This is a genomic window from Croceicoccus esteveae, assembly GCF_031846435.1.
In the GTDB taxonomy this organism is placed as follows: Bacteria; Pseudomonadota; Alphaproteobacteria; order Sphingomonadales; family Sphingomonadaceae; genus Croceicoccus; species Croceicoccus esteveae.
In genome coordinates, this window is the sequence record NZ_JAVRHS010000009.1 from 1 (window position 1) to 18,829 (window position 18,829).

17 protein-coding genes, 1 tRNA gene and 1 pseudogene are annotated in these 18,829 nt (G+C 60.0%); 3 read left to right on the forward strand and 16 right to left on the reverse strand.

From position 1 onward, the window contains the following. The 4 genes and pseudogenes from RM533_RS10455 to RM533_RS10470 form a co-directional block, all read right to left on the reverse strand. Positions 1–285, reverse strand: a pseudogene (locus RM533_RS10455) (DUF305 domain-containing protein); the annotation flags it as partial. 255 nt (positions 286–540) lie between these two features. Then, a complete protein-coding gene (locus RM533_RS10460; protein ID WP_311341182.1) occupies positions 541–2,901 on the reverse strand; it encodes a heavy metal translocating P-type ATPase in 2,361 nt (786 codons plus the stop codon). Next, on the reverse strand, positions 2,901–3,350 hold the full coding sequence (locus tag RM533_RS10465) for a copper resistance protein B (RefSeq protein WP_311341183.1): 450 nt from the start codon (positions 3,348–3,350) through the stop codon (positions 2,901–2,903). The genes RM533_RS10460 and RM533_RS10465 overlap by 1 nt, the downstream gene beginning before the upstream one ends. Then, the gene (locus RM533_RS10470; protein WP_311341184.1) at positions 3,298–4,752 is read right to left on the reverse strand and encodes a multicopper oxidase domain-containing protein; all 1,455 of its coding nucleotides are present in this window, start codon (positions 4,750–4,752) and stop codon (positions 3,298–3,300) included. The genes RM533_RS10465 and RM533_RS10470 overlap by 53 nt, the downstream gene beginning before the upstream one ends. Before the next feature lie 157 nt (positions 4,753–4,909). Here RM533_RS10470 and RM533_RS10475 point away from each other — a divergent pair, with 157 nt between their 5' ends. Further along, positions 4,910–5,428 (forward strand): hypothetical protein, encoded by a 519-nt coding sequence (locus tag RM533_RS10475; RefSeq protein ID WP_311341185.1) that lies wholly within the window; start codon positions 4,910–4,912, stop codon positions 5,426–5,428. 80 nt (positions 5,429–5,508) lie between these two features. Here RM533_RS10475 and RM533_RS10480 read toward each other — a convergent pair. The 6 genes from RM533_RS10480 to RM533_RS10505 form a co-directional block, all read right to left on the reverse strand. Further along, positions 5,509–5,584: transfer RNA gene (locus RM533_RS10480), tRNA-Lys, on the reverse strand. A gap of 107 nt (positions 5,585–5,691) precedes the next feature. Further along, complete coding sequence (rodA, locus tag RM533_RS10485; RefSeq protein ID WP_311341186.1) at positions 5,692–6,807, reverse strand: rod shape-determining protein RodA; 1,116 nt, start codon at positions 6,805–6,807, stop codon at positions 5,692–5,694. Next, positions 6,804–8,825: a penicillin-binding protein 2 gene (gene mrdA, locus RM533_RS10490; protein WP_311341271.1), complete on the reverse strand. Its 2,022-nt coding sequence runs from the start codon at positions 8,823–8,825 to the stop codon at positions 6,804–6,806. The genes rodA and mrdA overlap by 4 nt, the downstream gene beginning before the upstream one ends. Before the next feature lie 29 nt (positions 8,826–8,854). Then, positions 8,855–9,295: a rod shape-determining protein MreD gene (locus RM533_RS10495; protein ID WP_311341187.1), complete on the reverse strand. Its 441-nt coding sequence runs from the start codon at positions 9,293–9,295 to the stop codon at positions 8,855–8,857. Between the two features lie 130 nt (positions 9,296–9,425). Further along, positions 9,426–10,307, reverse strand: coding sequence for a rod shape-determining protein MreC (gene mreC / locus RM533_RS10500; protein WP_311341188.1), 882 nt, complete (start codon positions 10,305–10,307; stop codon positions 9,426–9,428). A 68-nt stretch (positions 10,308–10,375) separates the two neighbouring features. After that, the gene (locus RM533_RS10505) at positions 10,376–11,422 is read right to left on the reverse strand and encodes a rod shape-determining protein (protein WP_311341189.1); all 1,047 of its coding nucleotides are present in this window, start codon (positions 11,420–11,422) and stop codon (positions 10,376–10,378) included. A gap of 170 nt (positions 11,423–11,592) precedes the next feature. Here RM533_RS10505 and mutL point away from each other — a divergent pair, with 170 nt between their 5' ends. After that, positions 11,593–13,419, forward strand: coding sequence for a DNA mismatch repair endonuclease MutL (gene mutL, locus RM533_RS10510; protein ID WP_311341190.1), 1,827 nt, complete (start codon positions 11,593–11,595; stop codon positions 13,417–13,419). Between the two features lie 9 nt (positions 13,420–13,428). After that, the gene (locus tag RM533_RS10515; RefSeq protein WP_311341191.1) at positions 13,429–13,905 is read left to right on the forward strand and encodes a hypothetical protein; all 477 of its coding nucleotides are present in this window, start codon (positions 13,429–13,431) and stop codon (positions 13,903–13,905) included. 24 nt (positions 13,906–13,929) lie between these two features. On the opposite strand, the gene RM533_RS10520 is transcribed toward RM533_RS10515, so the two are convergent. From RM533_RS10520 to RM533_RS10545, 6 genes are all read right to left on the reverse strand, one after another. After that, on the reverse strand, positions 13,930–14,742 hold the full coding sequence (locus tag RM533_RS10520) for a DUF1206 domain-containing protein (RefSeq protein ID WP_311341192.1): 813 nt from the start codon (positions 14,740–14,742) through the stop codon (positions 13,930–13,932). 124 nt (positions 14,743–14,866) lie between these two features. After that, positions 14,867–15,967 (reverse strand): redox-regulated ATPase YchF, encoded by a 1,101-nt coding sequence (gene ychF, locus RM533_RS10525; protein WP_311341193.1) that lies wholly within the window; start codon positions 15,965–15,967, stop codon positions 14,867–14,869. 141 nt (positions 15,968–16,108) lie between these two features. Then, entirely contained in the window at positions 16,109–16,681 is a 573-nt protein-coding gene (gene pth, locus RM533_RS10530; protein ID WP_311341194.1) for an aminoacyl-tRNA hydrolase, read from the reverse strand. Positions 16,682–16,768: 87 nt separating this feature from the next. Beyond that, a complete protein-coding gene (locus RM533_RS10535) occupies positions 16,769–17,452 on the reverse strand; it encodes a 50S ribosomal protein L25/general stress protein Ctc (RefSeq protein WP_311341195.1) in 684 nt (227 codons plus the stop codon). A gap of 127 nt (positions 17,453–17,579) precedes the next feature. Continuing rightward, entirely contained in the window at positions 17,580–18,476 is an 897-nt protein-coding gene (locus tag RM533_RS10540; RefSeq protein ID WP_311341196.1) for a TraB/GumN family protein, read from the reverse strand. Positions 18,477–18,504: 28 nt separating this feature from the next. Next, on the reverse strand, positions 18,505–18,750 hold the full coding sequence (locus RM533_RS10545; RefSeq protein ID WP_311341197.1) for a hypothetical protein: 246 nt from the start codon (positions 18,748–18,750) through the stop codon (positions 18,505–18,507). Between the last annotated feature and the right edge of the window lie 79 nt (positions 18,751–18,829).

The following is an 18,829-nucleotide window of genomic DNA, read 5'->3' on the forward strand; positions in this document are numbered from 1 at the left end:
CACGCAGTTCTTTTCGATGTCTTTGATCAGATATTTTATCTGCGCCATTTCCCGCCGCTGGGCGGAGATGATCTCGTGCGCGAGCTTGCATATTCGCGGATTGCGGATGTGCGCTCGTTTGCAGGTCATGAACGCAATCGAATAATTCGGAAACACCGCCTGTATGCAATCGGTATCAGTAACCTTGGTCTGGCTTCGTACCACCCACAGCGCCAAAGCGAACACGAACCCAGCAAGACCGAGGGTAATGAAGCTCGTGGTCCGAATCTTGTACATGCCCGTCACGAACGCCAGCCAGAACCGCGTCCCGTTTCAGAAGACGTATTTGATGCTGTAGCTGTTCAGGTACATCAGCACGAACATCGCCGCCGTGCTCGTGCCGACCATGGTCATGAAGCGCACGTAAATGCTCATGCCGCCGCTATGGCCCTTCTGCTCGTGTGCTCTCCTCGGCCGTTGCTTGCTCCGGCTGCCTTTCTGATGAACGCCGGCAATTATCCAAGGGTTCGAATCTTCGGTCCTTTTCCGCAGCTCCGCCCCTCAAGCGGCGCCATCAACCAGATTGAGCCGCCGCAGACGCAGTGCGTTGGTGATGACCGACACCGAGCTCAGGCTCATTGCTGCTGCTGCAATCATCGGGCTCAACAGCAATCCGAAGGCGGGGAACAGTACGCCGGCAGCGACTGGAATACCGAGCGTGTTGTACCCGAACGCGAAGATCAGGTTCTGGCGGATGTTACGCATCGTCGCGCGGGACAGGCGGATTGCCTGCGCCACGCCGAGAAGGTCGCCCCGGACCAACGTGACACCGGCGCTTTCCATGGCGACGTCGGTCCCGGTACCCATGGCAATCCCCACATCGGCGGCAGCGAGCGCAGGGGCATCGTTGATGCCATCGCCTGCCATGGCGACGCGGCGACCTTCGGCCTTTAGCGCTTCGATCTTGCGGTGCTTGTCTTCGGGCGAAACATTCGCCTCGATATTGTCAATTCCGAGCTGGCGGGCCACAGCCTCGGCGGTCGCCCGGCTGTCGCCGGTGAGCATCACGATGCGAATGCCACGATTGTGGATAGCCCGGATTGCAGCGGGCGTCGATGGCTTGATGGGATCGGCCACTGCCAGAAGCCCTCCGGGCGCGCCGTCTATTGCAACGAACATCACCGTCTGACCTTGAGCACGGCCTTTTTGTGCAGTCTCGAACCAAGTCTCATCGTAAATGCCCGCGCGGCGCATCATCTTTTCGTTGCCGATCGCCACGCGCCGCTCGCGGACGTCGGCTTCGATACCTTCACCGGTGGTGGAGGACAGGCCAGTAGCTTCCTCATGACGGACGCCGCGCGCCTCGGCCCCGGCGACGATCGCCGCGCCCAGCGGATGTTCGCTTCCCCGTTCCACAGCGGCGGCGAAGGCGAGCAGATCCTCCTCGGTGACCGTGCCGTACGGGATTACCGTGACAAGATCGGGCTTGCCCATCGTCAGCGTTCCGGTCTTGTCGACAACGAGCGTGTCGATTTTCTCAAGTGTCTCGAGAGCTTCGGCACTGCGGATCAGAATGCCGTGCTGGGCGCCCTTGCCAGTGCCGGTCATGATCGACATCGGCGTCGCGAGGCCGAGAGCGCATGGGCAGGCGATGATCAGGACGGCGATCGCATTCACCAGGGCGTAGGCAAGCGCCGGGGCCGGTCCCCAGATCGCCCAGACCACAAAGGTGGCGAGGGCCACGATCACTACCGCAGGCACGAACCAACCCGCCACCCTGTCTACAAGCCGCTGTATCGGCGCACGGCTGCGCTGCGCCTCAGCCACCATCTGCACGATCTTGGCCAGCATCGTATCCTTGCCGACGCCGGTCGCGCGCATGACAAAGCCACCGGTCTGATTGACTGTGCCGCCAATAACCCTGTCGCCCGCGCCCTTGACCACTGGCAGAGGCTCGCCGCTGATCATCGACTCATCGATGTTGCTCGATCCCTCCTCGACAAGTCCGTCTACCGGCACCTTGTCACCGGGACGCACGCGAAGGCGGTCGCCTTCATGCAACTGATCAAGCGCCACTTCGCGCTCGTCGCCGACGGCAAAGATCTTGAGTGCCGTGGGCGGGGCAAGTTCGAGCAGCGCCCGCAGTGCGCTCGATGTCGAGCCACGGGCCTTCAATTCGAGCACCTGGCCAAGGAGCACCAGCGTGGTGATTACTGCGGCCGCTTCGAAGTAGACGCCGACGCGACCGGAATGGTCGCGGAAGGCAGGTGGAAACAGGTGAGGCGCCAGAGTGGCGACAATGCTGAACAGATAGGCGATCGCAACGCCGAGTCCGATCAGCGTAAACATGTTCAGATTGCGCGTCTTAAGCGATTGCCAGGCGCGTACGAAGAACGGCCAGCCGCTCCACAGTACGACCGGCGTCGCCAGAGCAAGCTGAAGCCACTGCGCCCAGGCAGGATCGACAATCCGGTCGAGATCGAGCGAAACCATGTCGCTCATCGCGTAGAAGAACAGCGGCACGGTGAAGATCGCGCTCCACCAGAAGCGGCGGCGCATGTCGATCAGCTCCGGGTCGGGCCCCTCGTCGAGCGATACCGTCTCGGGCTCAAGCGCCATGCCACAGATCGGGCAGCTCCCCGGCCCCTGCTGACGGATCTCCGGATGCATCGGGCAGGTGTAAACTGTCCCCTCGCGCAGGTCCTCGGCGGCATCAAGATGGGCACCCGACAAATACAGCTCCGGGTCGGCCAGGAACTTGGTCTTGCAGTGGCCCGAGCAGAAATAATGCGTCGCCCCCTCGTGCTCGCAAACGTGTGCTGCCCCATCCATCTGAACCGACATGCCGCAGACCGGATCGATGGCAACGCCGTCCGCAGGTGATGGTGCGGTGTGGCTGCAGTGCGTGTGATCGCGCGCCATCAGTTCCACGTCCTCTGGCCGAGCAGAAGCAAGCTACGGTCGGTCTCTGCTCCAGCGATGCGCACGAAGTCGGCTGTATCGCCTGGCCTCGCTTCGCATCCGATGCCGCCATAAGGAGCGAACTCGCGAGCCAATTCATAGCGCAGCCGCAATCCGGCCTCGACCCTGGCGATGCCGGCGCCAGGCCTGCGCTCGGGTCCATCCTTGCCCGAACGCGAGAGTTCGGCTTTAGCCTGGAGGATCAGGCGCTGAGTGATGCGCTGATCGGATTGCGCCTCGATCCGCTTTGTAAGGTCGCCCTTGTTGAAGGGAAACGCAGCGGCATCGATTTTAAACATGTACGGCTCGAGCCCCTGCACACCCAGCACCGCCTGACTGTGGCTATCCGGCTCGCGGTCATAGCGGCCCCCGGCCTGCAAGCGGAACCACGGGCAGATCGCGTGGTTCATCAGGACCTGCATCTCGGCGCTTTGAACGCCACCACCCAACTTGCCTTCGCGTGAGCCACAGCTTGTCGAAACCGCAGCCGTACCAGCCTTGCGTATCCCACAGGCAAGGGTTCCGGTCTTCGAGATGTTTGGGCATGAGGGTGGTGAGCGCAATGATGGCCCTCGTGGCGAGTTCATCGCGCGCCGGCACCATGGCGGCAGCGCCGTAGATCCTGGCGGCGGCGTGTCGCGGTCCTTGGAGAGCGCGTGGCGGCGACCCCACTGCCGACGGTGCGGCGGGCTTGCTGCCATCGCTCATGTGTTCCACTTGATCGTTGTTCCGGTGGTGCATTTTCGAATGATCCGTCAGGCTATGGTCCATCGCCGCAGCCGGGCTACGGGCAGGGGCAGGGGCATGACTAACGCCCGGCATTTCGGGATGAGCATCTTGGTTCACGTCCTTGGCATTTGCGCCGTCCATGCTGCGCCCGCCCATGTCCGCCCAGGCGAGCGTTACTGGCTCGCGCAGCGGCGGCACCGCGCCCTGTTCACCGGCAGCAAAGGTCAGCGCGACGCGCCCCGTACCCGAGCGGTCCATTGCCTCGGCGACGATCGTGTGTGCATCTGCGCCAGGTTCTACCATGAGATCGTCGGTCTCGGTGACACTGATCTGAAGTTCGTCCATCTCTAGATCGCGCACGTCCTGCTCGTCCGCCTGAATCACGGCTAGCATGACGCGGGGGAAGTGGAAGTTGAAGAAAGTCATCGCGCTCTCGTTGATGATCCGTAGCCGGATCCGCTCGACCAGCGGCATGTCGCCCGAGGTCGCGGTCTGTCTGGTGTGGTTAAAACAATTTTCGCAGACCTTGAGCTTGAGCATTGCCTCGTGCGGGTGGAGTGGCATGAACTCGCTCAACAGGATGGCGTATTCGTGATGGTAGCGGCGTTCCTCTGACCAGGTTAAGTCAATGAGCAACGCGGCTACCATCTGCTCCTGCAGCCCCGAGTGACTGTGCCACCAGCAGGTGCCGGCCTGCCGAAGAGGGATTTGGCAGGTGAACGTCTTGCAGGTGTGAGTACCGGAGAAGCTTACGCTGGGCGCGCTGTCAAACTGGAACACCAGCAGGTCGCGCCAGTGAACCGAAGCGTCCTCATCAAGCTCGTTGGTGACATGGAACCGCACGGTACGGGCCTCAAGCAACCGCAGCTTCGGGCCGGGTAAGATCCCATCCATGGTCACGGCGTGGCCGGCCCGCGCGCCAGAAATCACATGGCTGCGGCTCACCGTCATCCGGATGTCGTCTTCGTGCAGCGTTCCGAAGGCCTCGCCGGTGTGACGCGCTGTGGCCGCGAGAGCAGCCGATCCGCTTGTCAGTCTGCGGCTTGAGAGTGGAAGCCGCTCGCGCGTGTCTTGCCTTCTCATGACGTCAGACTATATACCCCCACGGGGTAATTCAAGGCTTAAAAGACTGTTCTGTAACAGAGCATCAGGCCGAGGGTAAATTACCTCAACCGGATAACCGGTCAGGTGCGCGGGATCAGCCAGACGATTGATACGGCCGGTCTGCATCGACATCCTCATGCAGCCAACGCCTCGTTCCTCCGAGTGCGGGGCGCTGTCGCGAGCGCTCGCCAATGCCATGCCCGCGCGCTACGATGACGCCATGTGGACAGCCATTATATCAGCCCTCTCGGCAATCATTGCATCAGCAGGCGCGATTATCCTTGCAAAACACAAGGAGCGGGAGGCCGCGTGGCGTGCCAGGAAGCTCGATTATCACGAGGAGTTTTTCGGTGCGGCGAGCGGGATCGTGGGAGACACGGCGCCAACCGCTGCCAAAGTGCGCTTCGCCACCGCCGTGAACAACCTGCACCTCATTGGTTCGCGCGCCGTCATGGTCGCGCTGCACGCGTTCATCGACCAAATTGCGGAAAGCAACAAAGCAAATATGACGCGGGACCGACATGATGAACTGTGGTCGCGGCTGGTCTGGGAGATACGGAACGACCCTGGCGGCGGGCCGGGAGACCGTGAGACGTTCTCAGCGCGGCTCTGGGCTTCGGGCGCAGGGACCAACGTGGTACCCGGTTGCGGCTGAAAAACGCTGAAAAGCGCATATGCCACAGTAGTAAGACTTGCAGCCTTCGTCGCTAAGTTGCTGTAGCTTCTGGTGAATACTGGTGGACGCACTTGGGCTCGAACCAAGGACCCGCTGATTAAGAGTCAGCTGCTCTACCAACTGAGCTATGCGTCCGATGCCGGCCAAGCGGCAACCTGCTGACGAAAACCGCACCGCGATTCGTTGCAGGAGCGCTTCATATACAGATTGTCGGAGTGGAAGAAAGAGGAAAAGCGTTTGGCTTAGCGCCAATGCCCCTGCTGTCCCTGACCCCAGCGGTTCACCGCCATGATCAGCCCGACGCAGATCATGATGGTCAGCATCGACGAACCGCCGTGGCTCATGAAAGGCAAGGGAATTCCCACCACAGGAGCCAGCCCCATGACCATCATCAGATTGACCGCCGCATAAAAGAACACCGTTGCGGTAAGCCCGGCGGCAAGCAAACGGGAGAAACGGCCCGGTGCATCGCGCGACACGCGCAAACCCCAATTCAGCAACAGGCCGAATACCACCAACACGAAGAACCCGCCCAGCATGCCCCACTCCTCGGCCATAGTCGCAAATACGAAATCCGTATGGGGTTCAGGCAAATAGTTCAGATGGCTTTGTGTACCATTGCCGAAGCCCTTGCCGATGACCCCTCCAGATCCGATCGCGATCTTTGACTGTGTGATGTGGTAACCGGCACCCAGCGGGTCTGTTTCAGGATCGAGAAAGGTGAGCACCCGGTTCTGCTGATAGGGATGAAGAAGAAAAAAGAATGCGGCTGGTATGGCTGCAAGCATGGCAACACCGACGGCAATGAACCAACGCAATGGCAGGCCTGCCAGGAACATGACGACGACCGCACCAAACATGATGGCAAGGCTGGTGCCAAGATCAGGCTGCAGCAGGACCAGGCCCACCGGTATGCCGATAATGACCGCGGGCGCGATCATTGATCTGAAGCTGCCAACCAAGCCGCCGGGTAGCATGTCGTAGTAACGCGCCAGAATGAGAACGATGCCGGGCTTCATCAACTCGGACGGCTGCAGTGTCATGAAACCCAAATTGAGCCAGCGTTGACTGCCGCCGCCGACGAAGCCGATCGCTTCTACCGCGATGAGTGCAAGCACCAGCAGGATATAAACAGGGATTGCAAGCATTCGAATGAAATTGCGACTGAGGCGTGAGATGAAGATCGCCATCATCAGAAACATCATAAAACGTAATACGTGCATCAACGCCCACGGCTGCAATCGCCCGCCAGCCGCGGAATACAGCACGGACGCACCAAACAGCACCAGCACGATCAGAGGAAGGATTATTCCCCACGGTTCGCGCGCAATCGCTGCCGGAACAAAATCGCGGTTCACTGACGCACCTGCGCTTCGTCCGATGCGTCTATGGGCGAGGGGGCAGGGGCAGATTGCCTTCCTTCCTCGACCGCAGTTTCGATCTCGCCAAGCGATGGTTTGGGTGCACCACCGCCATAAACGCGCTCGTAAGAGGCATATTTTCGGGCCAGCCGTTCCTGCGCGGTGCCGCCCCATTGCTTTTCGAAATTGTGCAAAACCTCAAGTGCCTTGTCCGCGTCGAACAGGAAAGTCATGACATCACGCGCTACGGGGTAGGCAGAAGACGACCCGGCACCGTGTTCAATCGCAACCGCGCAGGCGTAGCGCGGGTTGTCGAAGGGAGCAAAGCAGATAAAATGACCGTGGTCGCGATATTTCCACGGCACACCCATGCCGCCGCGACCGTAGTTGAGCGATACCACCTGCGCAGTGCCGGTTTTTCCCGCAAGTTCAATGTCGTCGATGGGCAGGCGGGCGCGCCCCGCCGTTCCGGGACCATTGACTACATCACGCATTGCCTGGCGTACGAATGCCAGATGATTCTCCGAAATACCGAGCGCGGGGGCAGGACGCACTTCTGCAGTAAGAAGCAGTCTTGGCTGCGTACGCCGGCCGCTGGCGATGCGCGCGGTCATCACCGCCTGCTGCAGTGGGTTTACCAGCATATACCCTTGGCCGATGGTTGCGTTGACCGTATCGAAGGTCTGCCATTCACGCCCGTATTTCTTCATCTTCCAGGCCGGATCTGGAATCGTGCCATAGGACTGGCTCGCCACAGGCAGATCATATTGATAGCCTAAGCCAAGGCGCCGGGCCATTGCAGCGATCTGCGTCATTCCGACACGCTGCGCAAAATGATAGAAATACACGTCGCAGCTTTGGTAGATGCCCTTGGCCATGTTGGTCCGACCGTGACCACGTCGGTTCCAGCACCGAAATACGCGGTTGCCGACCCGGAGACCGCCGTTGCAGACAATAGTCTCCTCCGGGTCAAGCCCAGCCTCAAGGAAGGCTAGTGATACAAATGGCTTCACGGTTGAACCGGGCGGATATAACCCGCTCAAGACCTTGTTTCGGAGGGGCACATGGTCATCTTCCGACAACATCTTCCATTCCAGCCGTCCTATTCCGTCCGAAAAGCTGTTGGGGTCGAAACTGGGCATGGAAGATGCGGCCAGAATATCACCATTGGCAAGGTCCAGCACGACCACTGACCCGGACTCAGGACCCAGCCGTCTTGCCGCATAGTCCTGCAACGGACCTTTAATGGTAAGCTGGACCGGGTCCCCCTGCACATCTTCCCGGGTTTCAAGGTCGCGCACGATCTTGCCTCGAGCGGTAACCTCTGCGCGCCTGGCGCCAGGCACTCCTCGCAAGGCAGATTCAAACTGTTTTTCAACGCCATCCTTGCCAATCTTGAAGCCGGGCGTGATCAGCAGCGGTTCCGGTTTTTCCTCATATTCCTCGGCCGACACAGTCCCCACATAGCCAAGCAGGTGACCCACCGCCGCACCTGTCGGATAATAGCGTGAAAAACCGCGCTGAGGCACTACACCAGGCAGATCAGGCAAACGGACCGAAAGGGCGGCGAATTGTTCCCAGTTTACGCCTGTTGCAACTTCTACCGGGCGAAAGCCGCGCTCGTGTTCGATCTTGTCGCGCAGGTCAGTCACGGCCGCCGGCGCAAGATCCAGCACCTCTGCCAGCACGTTGAGTGTGCCGTCCTTGTCAACCAGTCGATCGGGAATAAGGTCGACGCGGAAATCGGCGCGATTGGACGCCAGCGGAACTCCGTCACGATCGAGTATCCAGCCACGCCGGGGTGGGATCAGCGTCAGATCTACCCGGTTGCTTTCCGAAGCAAGTTCGTATTTCCGGTTCTCGGCGACAGCCAGATAGGTCATGCGTCCCGCAAGCAGGATGCCGACGCCTCCTTGCACGGCGCCTATGAAGAACGTGCGCCGGTCAAATCTGTTGTTCAGCTCTCCTGCGCTTACTCGTTGAGGCGTCTTGGCGATGCGTCTTTGCCACCGCATTCGCCAGCCTGCAGAGCCACCGAGAGCCATCAGGCGACGACCCTGACGCGCGCCAAGCGCAGCAAGTCAAGCAAGGCAACCAGCCGGGTAAGCAGTGGAAACATGACAAAGGCGAGCAAGGTTTGCGGCACGATGAGCAAAAGGTTCCATGGCCCGCCTGCCAACGCGGCAACACAAAGCGCGAGCACCAGGTAACAAACGACGGTGACATTTGCCACCAGCCAATCTTGCCAGAACCCGCGCCAGCGCAACCAACCACTCAACACTTCCAGGGCGATCATCGTCGCAGACCAGAGGAAAATCGCACTGCCAAAAGGCTGCCCGCTGAACAGATCATCAAAAAGGCCCAGCGGGAACCCAGCCCAGAGCGGCAGCAGCCCGGGTCGCAACAGCTGCCAGCAAACAAGAAGCAGAAAGCCAAGCGGCGGCAACACAGGTGCAGAGGCAATAACAAAAGAGAGTGGCAGCATCGATCCGATGGCAATGCTGATCCATGGAACCACAAATGCCAATACAGGCGATGGCGCACGGTTAATGCGCTGTCGCTGCATTCGGGTATGGCTGATGAGGTTGCCGATCAAGCGCATCGATGCACTCTTCTTATGCGCCGGGTTCGGGCGGCGGCGGCGGCAAGTCGGTTATCGGAAGCCATATTGGCTCCACCGTGACGAAATCGCTAGCAGCAGGATCGGACAGGATGCGTGCAACCGCGCCATCGCGCGTGACATTCCTCACCACCGCAACCGGCACATTCGGCCGGTAAAGACCACCCGATCCGGACGTAACCAGTACATCGCCTGCGCGCAGCGGGTTGATACCCATCTCGATCAGCCGGACAACGAGCGTGCCGTCCGACTGCCCCTGCGCAAATCCGGCGACATTGCCGTTGGCACGACGAACCGGCACGATGCTTTGCGCGTCGGTCACCAGCAGAACTCTGGCAGTGTTCGTTCCGACTTCCAGCACGCGGCCAACCAGTCCGACGGGTGAACGAACAGGCTGCCCCTCGCGGATGCCGTCCGTTCGCCCGACGCCGATCAGTGCAAACCGCCTGCTGCTGCTTGGAGTGGAGCCTATCAGCCGTGCAACGGCGGCAGGCTGGCCATCGGTTTCTCGCAGACGCACCACCTGCTTCAGTCGCTTGTTTTCCTCGCCGATCGCCTGCGCCTCGATGAGCTGCGCCCGCGCAAGTTGCAATTCCTTGCGCAAGGCGGCGTTCTTGCTGCCGGCATCAATATAGCCTGCAATTGTGGCAAAAATGGATTTGCCGGCCGCGCGGCTACCGGCAGAAAATTGCCCGACAGGCTCAGCAATGTCCCCGGCAGCGGTGCGAGCAAAAGCAAAGCTCGCAGGGTGGACAAGTGACACAAACAGCAGAACGAACCCCAGCACGGCGCCGATGACCGCGGCCACGTAGCTTGTGAAGATTTCAAACTGCGCCCGCTTGGAAAAGCCGGGCCGCCGATGTTGCGGCACCGTCATTTGTCCGCCTCTCCCTTGCTGTTGTTCGAAGCGCTCAGCACACCATCGTCAGTGCGCCAGGACCAGCTTCAGGCTGTCATGAGGACACCGCGATAAACGCGATCTTCCAAGGCGCGACCGGTACCCAGTGCCACGCATGAGAGCGGATCTTCGGCAACGGTGACTGGAAGGCCGGTCTCCTCGCGCAGGTGTTCGTCAAGGCCCGAAATCAATGCGCCACCGCCGGTCAGTACAATGCCTTGATCCACGATGTCGGCCGCAAGCTCCGGCGCGGTATTTTCCAGCGCAATACGCACCGCTTCCACGATGGCGCCGATCGGTTCGGAAAGTGCTTCTGCAACATTGGCCTGCGTGATGGTAATCTCCTTGGGCACGCCGTTCACAAGGTCGCGGCCCCGAATGCTGATCTTCTTTCCTTCGCCATCCTTGGGAACCATTGCCACGGCATAACCCTGCTTGATGCGTTCCGCTGTGGACTCGCCAATCAGCAGATTGTGATGACGCCGCACATAGGAGACGATCGCTTCGTCCATCTTGTCCCCACCGACACGAACACTGGTGGTGTAAGCAAGGCCCCGCAGCGATAATACCGCAACCTCGGTCGTGCCGCCACCTATATCCACCACCATCGAGCCGACCGGCTCTGTCACCGGCATCCCGGCGCCGATTGCCGCTGCCATCGGTTCCAGGATCAGATAGACCTGGCTTGCCCCGGCATTGGATGCAGCATCGCGGATCGCGCGTCTTTCGACCGAAGTGGAACCGGACGGCACACAAATCACAATTTCAGGGTACTTCAACAAGTTGCGCTTACTATGCACTTTCCTGATGAAATATTTGATCATTTGCTCTGCGACTTCGATGTCGGCAATCACACCATCGCGTAGCGGCCTGATCGCCTCGATTGAATCAGGCGTCTTGCCCATCATCATCTTGGCATCGTCACCTACGGCCTTGACCTTCTTGATGCCATTGATGGTCTCGATCGCCACCACCGAAGGTTCGTTCAGAACGATGCCCCGGCCTTCGACATAGACCAGCGTATTTGCTGTGCCGAGATCGATCGCCATGTTCTGCGATCCGAACTTGAACAGGCGGGAAAGAAAAGAAGCCATAGTGAAGGTCGTTTCCATGAATCTGGGTGCAGCGCCGCTGGATGACGGCCGGGCAGCGGTTTGCCTAGCCTAAAGGTAGGCTCGATGGAAAAACTTTTGCCTCGGTTGTGGGTTTATCAACAGCACTCCACTCGAAAACGGTTACGCTTCTCGCTAGCATCGACGCGATCATGGCCATTATCCGTCGTCTTCCCGATACGCTGGTAAACCGCATCGCCGCTGGTGAAGTGGTCGAGCGTCCGGCGGCGGCGCTCAAGGAGCTGGTGGAAAACGCCATTGATGCGCAGGCCCAGCAGATCGACGTGTCGATTCGCGACGGCGGTCTGGATCTGATCGAAGTTATCGACAACGGTATTGGCATGACGCCTGCCGACATGGCCCTTGCCCTGGAGCGGCACGCCACCTCCAAGCTGCCTGGCGAATTGATTGAACATGTCACGACACTGGGTTTCAGAGGCGAGGCGCTGCCCTCGATTGCCAGTGTGGCGCGACTCTCCATCGAAAGCCGGACCAAAGGAGCAGAACAGGGCTGGTGCCGCACCGTGGATCACGGGTGTATCGTCGAAGACAAGCCTGTCGCGGTCCCTCATGGAACTTCTGTCCGGGTAGAAAAACTGTTCCACAAGGTGCCTGCCCGGCGCAAGTTTCTGCGCAGCGCGCGCAGCGAATATGCGGCATGTCACGACATCATGCGCAGGCTGGCAATGGCGCGGCCTCAGATCGGATTTGCCTTTTTTCATGAAGGTCGCAGGATTTTTGCGGTTCAGCCTCAGGAAGAGCTTGCCACCCGGATCAGCCGGCTGGTGGCGCGCGAACTTGCCGGTAATAGCGTGGCCATCGCCTTTGAACGCGGGCCTGCCGATGCACCGGTTCGGCTGACCGGACTGGCCGGTTTGCCGACTTACAACCGCGGCGTTGCCGATCACCAATATCTGTTCGTGAACGGCCGCCCGGTGAAGGACCGGTTGCTGACAGGCGCAGTGCGCGGTGCCTATGCCGACATGCTCGCGCGCGACCGCCATGCGGTGCTTGCGCTGTTTCTCGACGTGCCGGCCGATCAGGTGGATGTGAATGTGCATCCCGCCAAAACCGAAGTCCGGTTTCGCGACCCGCAAGCCATTCGCGGTCTGATCGTCAGCGGATTGCGGCATGCGTTGTCGTCGGTGGACCAGCGCAGCGCGCAACCTGCCGCAGCAGCGGCAATGGCAGCCTGGCAGCAGGAGCCGCTTCATGGCGGCGTCTCTGCTGACAATCCGATCAACTCCGTTCAAGAAGAAATGCGCAGTTTTGCATACGGCTCTTTTGACGGATCGGCCAGATATCAACCTCTTGCCAGAGATTCCGAGCAGACAACCGGTCTTGCATTATCCGGTCGCGCGGAACCGGCTGAGGGTCCGGTTCCTGATGCAGGAGAACATCCGCTCGGGGTGGCGCGTGGGCAGGTGGCGCAAACCTACATCGTCGCCGAAGCGTCTGATGGGCTGGTGCTGGTGGACCAGCATGCCGCACATGAGCGGCTCGTGCTGGAACGGCTGCGCACTGCCGGGACGGCCAGGGACGTAGCGCGTTCGCAGGCGCTGCTTGCCCCCGAAGTCGTCGAGATGGATGCGGCCGATTGCGACCGGGTCATCGGTGCTGCGGATCAACTGGGCGGTCTGGGACTTGTCGTTGAACGATTCGGTGACAATGCGGTGCTCGTGCGCGCCTTGCCGACGGCGATTGCGTCGGGGGACCCGGCTCGGCTGCTGCAGGATATTGCGGATGATATTGCCTGCAACGGTGCTCCGCTGCTGCTGGGCGAGCGGCTGGATCTGGTGCTTGCCACCATGGCGTGTCACGGGTCGGTGCGGGCAGGGCGCCAGCTCAACGTTGCCGAGATGAACGCGCTGTTGCGCGAAATGGAACGTACGCCAAGATCTGGTCAGTGCAATCATGGCCGCCCAACCTGGGTAAAGCTCTCCATGCATGATGTTGAAAAGCTGTTCGGACGCAAATGAGGAATCCTAATGCATCGTCTTGGCACTGCCTGTCTCCTTGCGCTCGCCTCCTGCAGCAATCCGGATCAGCCATCTGCCTCCGCCGGTAAACTGGGAGAGAGCGCAGCAGAAGCATCAACATTGATTTTCGAACCGGAGCGGATTACCTTCAGCGACATCGAAACCAATGATCTGTTCGGGGTTGGTTGCGGTTTTGCAGCCGGCACCGGCATGTCCGTTGTGCTGATGACCATGCCTGAACACGCCTACATGAAACTGGATGGCCGGATAGAGCAATTTGCTGCGGACAGAGGCTCGGCAAAGCTGCCGTTCGGAACCTGGGGCGCTTATCGCAACGATGCATATTCGGTAAAGCTCTCGCAGCCGACAGACCAAGGCAAGCCTGCCGGTTACGAGGTCACCAGTTGGCGCGGTTCAATGCGTGTGCTCGACCAAGACGGACGAATTGTCTACGATGAGACAGGCACACTGCAATGCGGAAGCTGATGTGTGACGCTGAAGCATGCAGCTTCAGGCCGGCAGCATCGGCTTCTTTCCGGTCGGATCGAGATCAGGAACGATGCGATAACGCGCCATGACGAGGCTGAAGATGCCGAAAAGCAGCAGCCCCGCCGCGACGATGTCGAACAGGACACCATTGTCACGCAAAGATGCCACTGCTTCTCCAAGTGATTTTAACTGCGTGCTGCTGTCGAACCAGGCAGATTGCAGCAAGGACCAGCCGATGAGCACGAAAACCACTCCACGGGCGGCATAGCCGGCCTGACCAAGATAGCGGGTAAAACGCGGCGCGCCGGGCGACACCCGCTTCATGAAAGTGGCGGTTATGGCTTTCTTGCCTTGCATGATCCCGGCAACGATCAACGCCAGACCGACCAGTCCGATCAACACTGGTCCCACACCGAACGACAACACCGTGCTGGTCGCTTCCTGCGCGCCGCCGCTGCCATTGGAAGTGGATTTGGTCCCTGACGCGAACTGGAACGCAGTATAGGCGAGAAAAAGATGCGCTACGCCGCTCCCCAGATGGCCGAGCCGATGGGCTATACCCTTGGTATCGGTGCCGTAGTTCTCAACATCGAAGAAGGTAGAGGCAAGCCGGTAGAACGCGTAGGCGAGCAGGCCAATGGCGCAAAGGTAGAGGATGAAAGCGCCAAGCGGAAGGTCCTGCAGATAGTCGAAAGCTCCGCTTGGCCCGTCATCGGCGCGGTTTTGACCAGGTGCGGACAGAAAGAGGTAACCAATCAGGATGTAAACCAGCCCTCTTGCTGCAAATCCCAATCGAACCAGCCAACCGAACTTCTCCGACTTGTCTATCATCATCGCCCCCTCCAGCTATAGCAACACGGCTGACACAGAGCGGCCCGCACGTAAAGTGCAGATCGATCCATCGTGCTTTCGCAAGGCAACTGATTGACGGCTGCGCCCGCCGAACAGGGTGAGCCGATTACACGTTGAACTTGAAATGCAGGACATCGCCGTCCTGAATGACGTACTCCTTGCCTTCCTGACGCAATTTGCCGGCTTCACGCGCGTGTGCTTCGCCGCCCAGCTCGATGTAATCATCGTAGGAAATCGTCTCGGCGCGAATAAAGCCCTTCTCGAAATCGGAATGGATCTCGCCTGCTGCCTGCGGTGCTCTTGCGCCCCGCGCAACGGTCCATGCCCGCGTTTCCTTGGGTCCGGCAGTGAAAAAGGTCAGCAGACCGAGCAATTCATAACCGGCGCGGATGATGCGACCGAGCCCTGTTTCCGCAAGACCCAGTTCAGCAAGATATTCGGACCGTTCCGAATCCTGCATCCCGACCAGCTCGGCCTCGATTGCGGCGGACACCACCACTGCCTGCGCCCCTTCGGTTGCTGCCTTGGCAAAGACTTGTCGGGTCATTGCGTTGCCTGTCGCCGCATCTTCTTCAGCGACATTGCAGACATAGAGCACTGGCTTGGCGGTAAGCAGTTGGGCTTGCGCGAGCACGCGCGCTTCCTCATCGTCGGCAGGTGTTGTCAAACGGGCAGGTTTTCCCTCGCGCAGGAGGGCCAATGCCTGGCCGAATACGCTGACCATGACGCGCGCTTCCTTGTCGCCGGTCTTGGCTTTCTTTTCAGCTGTGGCGACTCGCTTTTCCAGGCTTTCCAGATCGGCCAGCAGCAGTTCGGTCTCCACCACTTCTGCATCGGCCAGCGGATCGATCCTGTTTGCAACGTGCTGGATGTCGTCATCCTCGAAGCAGCGGATCACATGAACAACCGCATCCACCTCGCGGATGTTCCCCAGGAACTGATTGCCAAGCCCTTCGCCCCTGGAAGCGCCTTTCACCAACCCGGCGATGTCCACGAAGGCAAGCTGCGTCGGCAGGATTTTGGCCGATCCTGCAATTGCAGCAATCGCGTCCAGCCGTTCGTCAGGGACGCCCACCTGGCCGACGTTAGGCTCTATGGTGCAGAACGGGTAGTTCGCGGCCTGTGCCGCCTGCGTTTCGGTCAGCGCATTGAACAGCGTTGATTTGCCGACATTGGGCAGGCCGACGATGCCGCAACGAAATCCCATTTGAACACTCCGGACACGAAAGAAGCCGGCGCAATAGCCAGCACACGCCCTAAAGACCAGCCTGCCATTGCAGGCATGCTCGACAGGTGCGGGCAGATCGCTTGCAAGCGCGCATCGCGTTGCGGCCGTGAAACTGGAAGCTTACGCCTCTGCAAGGCGGAGGGCGACATCGTTCATGAACCTTGCATCTTCACCTTTGGCAAGCCACGTCGCCTCAGCCGCTATTGCCCCAAGCATTTCGGCAAGTGGATCCATCTCAGCTTTGGTGTAATTTCCCAGCACATGGCCGGTGACGCGATCCTTGGACCCGGGGTGGCCGATCCCGATGCGCACGCGCCTGAATTCGCGCTCCAGGTACTGATCGATGCTGCGCAGGCCGTTGTGGCCGGCCGTGCCGCCGCCCTGCTTCACCTTGACCTTGGCAGGCGCGAGGTCAAGCTCGTCATGGAACACGCACAAGGCATCCGGCTCCAGTTTGTAGAACCGTAACGCTTCGGCAACAGACCGGCCGCTTTCGTTCATGAATGTCGCGGGTTTCAGCAGCAGAATGCGCTGGTCAGCAATTCTGCCTTCCTGAAACCAGCCGGAAAACTTCTTCTGTACAGGGCCGAAGCTGTACACCTCGGCGACGGTATCAATTACCATGAAGCCGACATTGTGGCGATGCAGAGCATATTTGGCGCCCGGATTACCAAGACCTGCCCATAATTGCATGACGGCTCCTTTCGCCGCGCCCCGACAAGAACGCCGGCTCTGCCTAAGACAAAGCCGGCGTCGATGGCATGAAAAGCTGGTGCAGGATCAGCTGCCCTTGTTTTCCTGCTCCTGTGCTGCATCGGCATCGGGTCCCTGCTCGGTAGCAGCAGTCCCGCCCGGCTCCAGATCGGCTCCGGTCTGCTCCCCTTCGTCCCGCTTCAATGCCGAAGGCGCGACGATGGTGGCAATGGTGAAGTCACGATCGGTAATCGCGCTCTTCGATCCGTCGGGAAGATGCACTGTGCTGATGTGGATGGAGTCGCCCACTTCAAGCCCGGTAACGTCAATCTCGATCTGATCGGGAATCCGGTTCGCATCGCAGACCAGTTCCAGCTCGTGGCGAACGACATTGAGAACGCCGCCACGCTTCAGGCCGGGCGAAGCTTCCTCATTGGCGAAAATGACAGGGACCGATACGTCGACCGTTGCGTCCTTGCCAAGGCGCAGGAAATCCACGTGCAGCGGCGTATCGCGCACGGGATCAAGAGCGACATCCTTGGGCAGCGTGCGGACACGCGTGCCGCCAATGTCCACCATCACGATAGAGTTCATGAAGTAGCCAGTGTTCAGGAGCTTCACGAGCGCCTTTTCCTCAATGTGGATAGGCTGTGGCTGTTCCTTGCCGCCATAGATGACGGCTGGCACGCGACCGCTGCGACGCAGGACACGGGAGGCTCCCTTGCCAGCCCGTTCACGCATCTCGGCCGCCAGGGTAAGCTGATCGCTCATAATCCTAGACCTTCTGTATGCTTGTGTTGAACAATGTTCTTGCTGGCGCGCGCCTCCAGGGATGACCATGCGCCAAAAGAGCGCCTCGCCTATGGGTAACGCTGTAAAAAAGCAAGAGCGCGCACTATCAGTCAGCGCGTGCTACGACCATGCCGCGCTGTTCCAGCAAGGCGATCAGTCCATCGGAGCCGCCCAGATGACCAGCGCCCACCGCCACCAGCGGGCGTTCCCCGGCTTTCAGCAACGGCAGGATCTGCTCTATCCAGCGTGCGTTGCGCAAGGTCAGCACGGCATCGCGCAGATCTTCATTGCCTGACAACCCCTCTTCGGTGAGGCGGGCAAGGGTCTGAACGTCACCGCGCATCCATGCGTCTGACAAGACCGGGCCACGTTTTCCTGCGTCCGTGATCAGAGCATCGAGGAGCGCAAGCTGCGCATCTTCGTCAAGCCGGTCGAAGATCGAGAGCTGCTCCGTGGCCGTTTCAAGCCCGATGATCGGCCGGCCAGCAAAGGCATCGAGCAGCGCCAGATCCGTTCCCGCCGCGCGATCCATGCCATCGCCCGCAGAAAGCGCGCTGCCCAGACCTAAGGCTGCTGCCCAGGTTTCTACATCGCGGAACCGGCCAAGCTCCAGTCCGGCGGCATCGAACGCCGTTGCAAGCGCCTCGCGCCTTGAAGGCGCGACACGCTGCATCAGCGGCTCAAGCCCCGTTGTCGTGCCAAGCCGCCGAAGCGTGCCGGCGATTGCCTCCCCATCTTTAAGATCGCGCACTTCCACCACCAGCACGCCGGAGTCGGAAATAGCGGCGCGCAAGGCATCCGTCTGCCATTCGACATCTGCGGGAAGCGCATGGATTGTGCCGAACAACCATCCGACTTTCCGCCCCTGCGCGTCAGTTACTGCAAACAGCGCTGGCTGTGCCTGCCGCTTTGCCTTGGTACACCCCGTCGTCAGGATAGCCGCAAGCATCAGCGCGATAAGGAGCAGGATTGTGCGGCGCAGCGGAAAACGCGCTGCCAGCATCAAGAAAAGAGATGTGCTCTGTGGTTTGTCAGCCATCATGGTCAGATGCTCCGCTCAGCATTGACAACACTCCGTCGCTGCCAAGGGCGGGTTGAAGCACCAGCTTCATTCCAACTGCAGCGGGACACCGGATCGCGCGAGACGCGATCGCTTCCCGAAAGGGGGGGCTGCTGCACAAGGTGAAATCTCTCGGAACATTGGTGATTGTCACGAATGAACGCGCAGAACTGCTTTGGACAGGATCGATTTGCGTGATGATGATTTCGGCACCCATGCTGACAGCTTTTGCAATTCTGGCTGAGTCTGCCCGTGATGAAAAGGACGGGCATCCGCACTCCATATGTGACGAGATA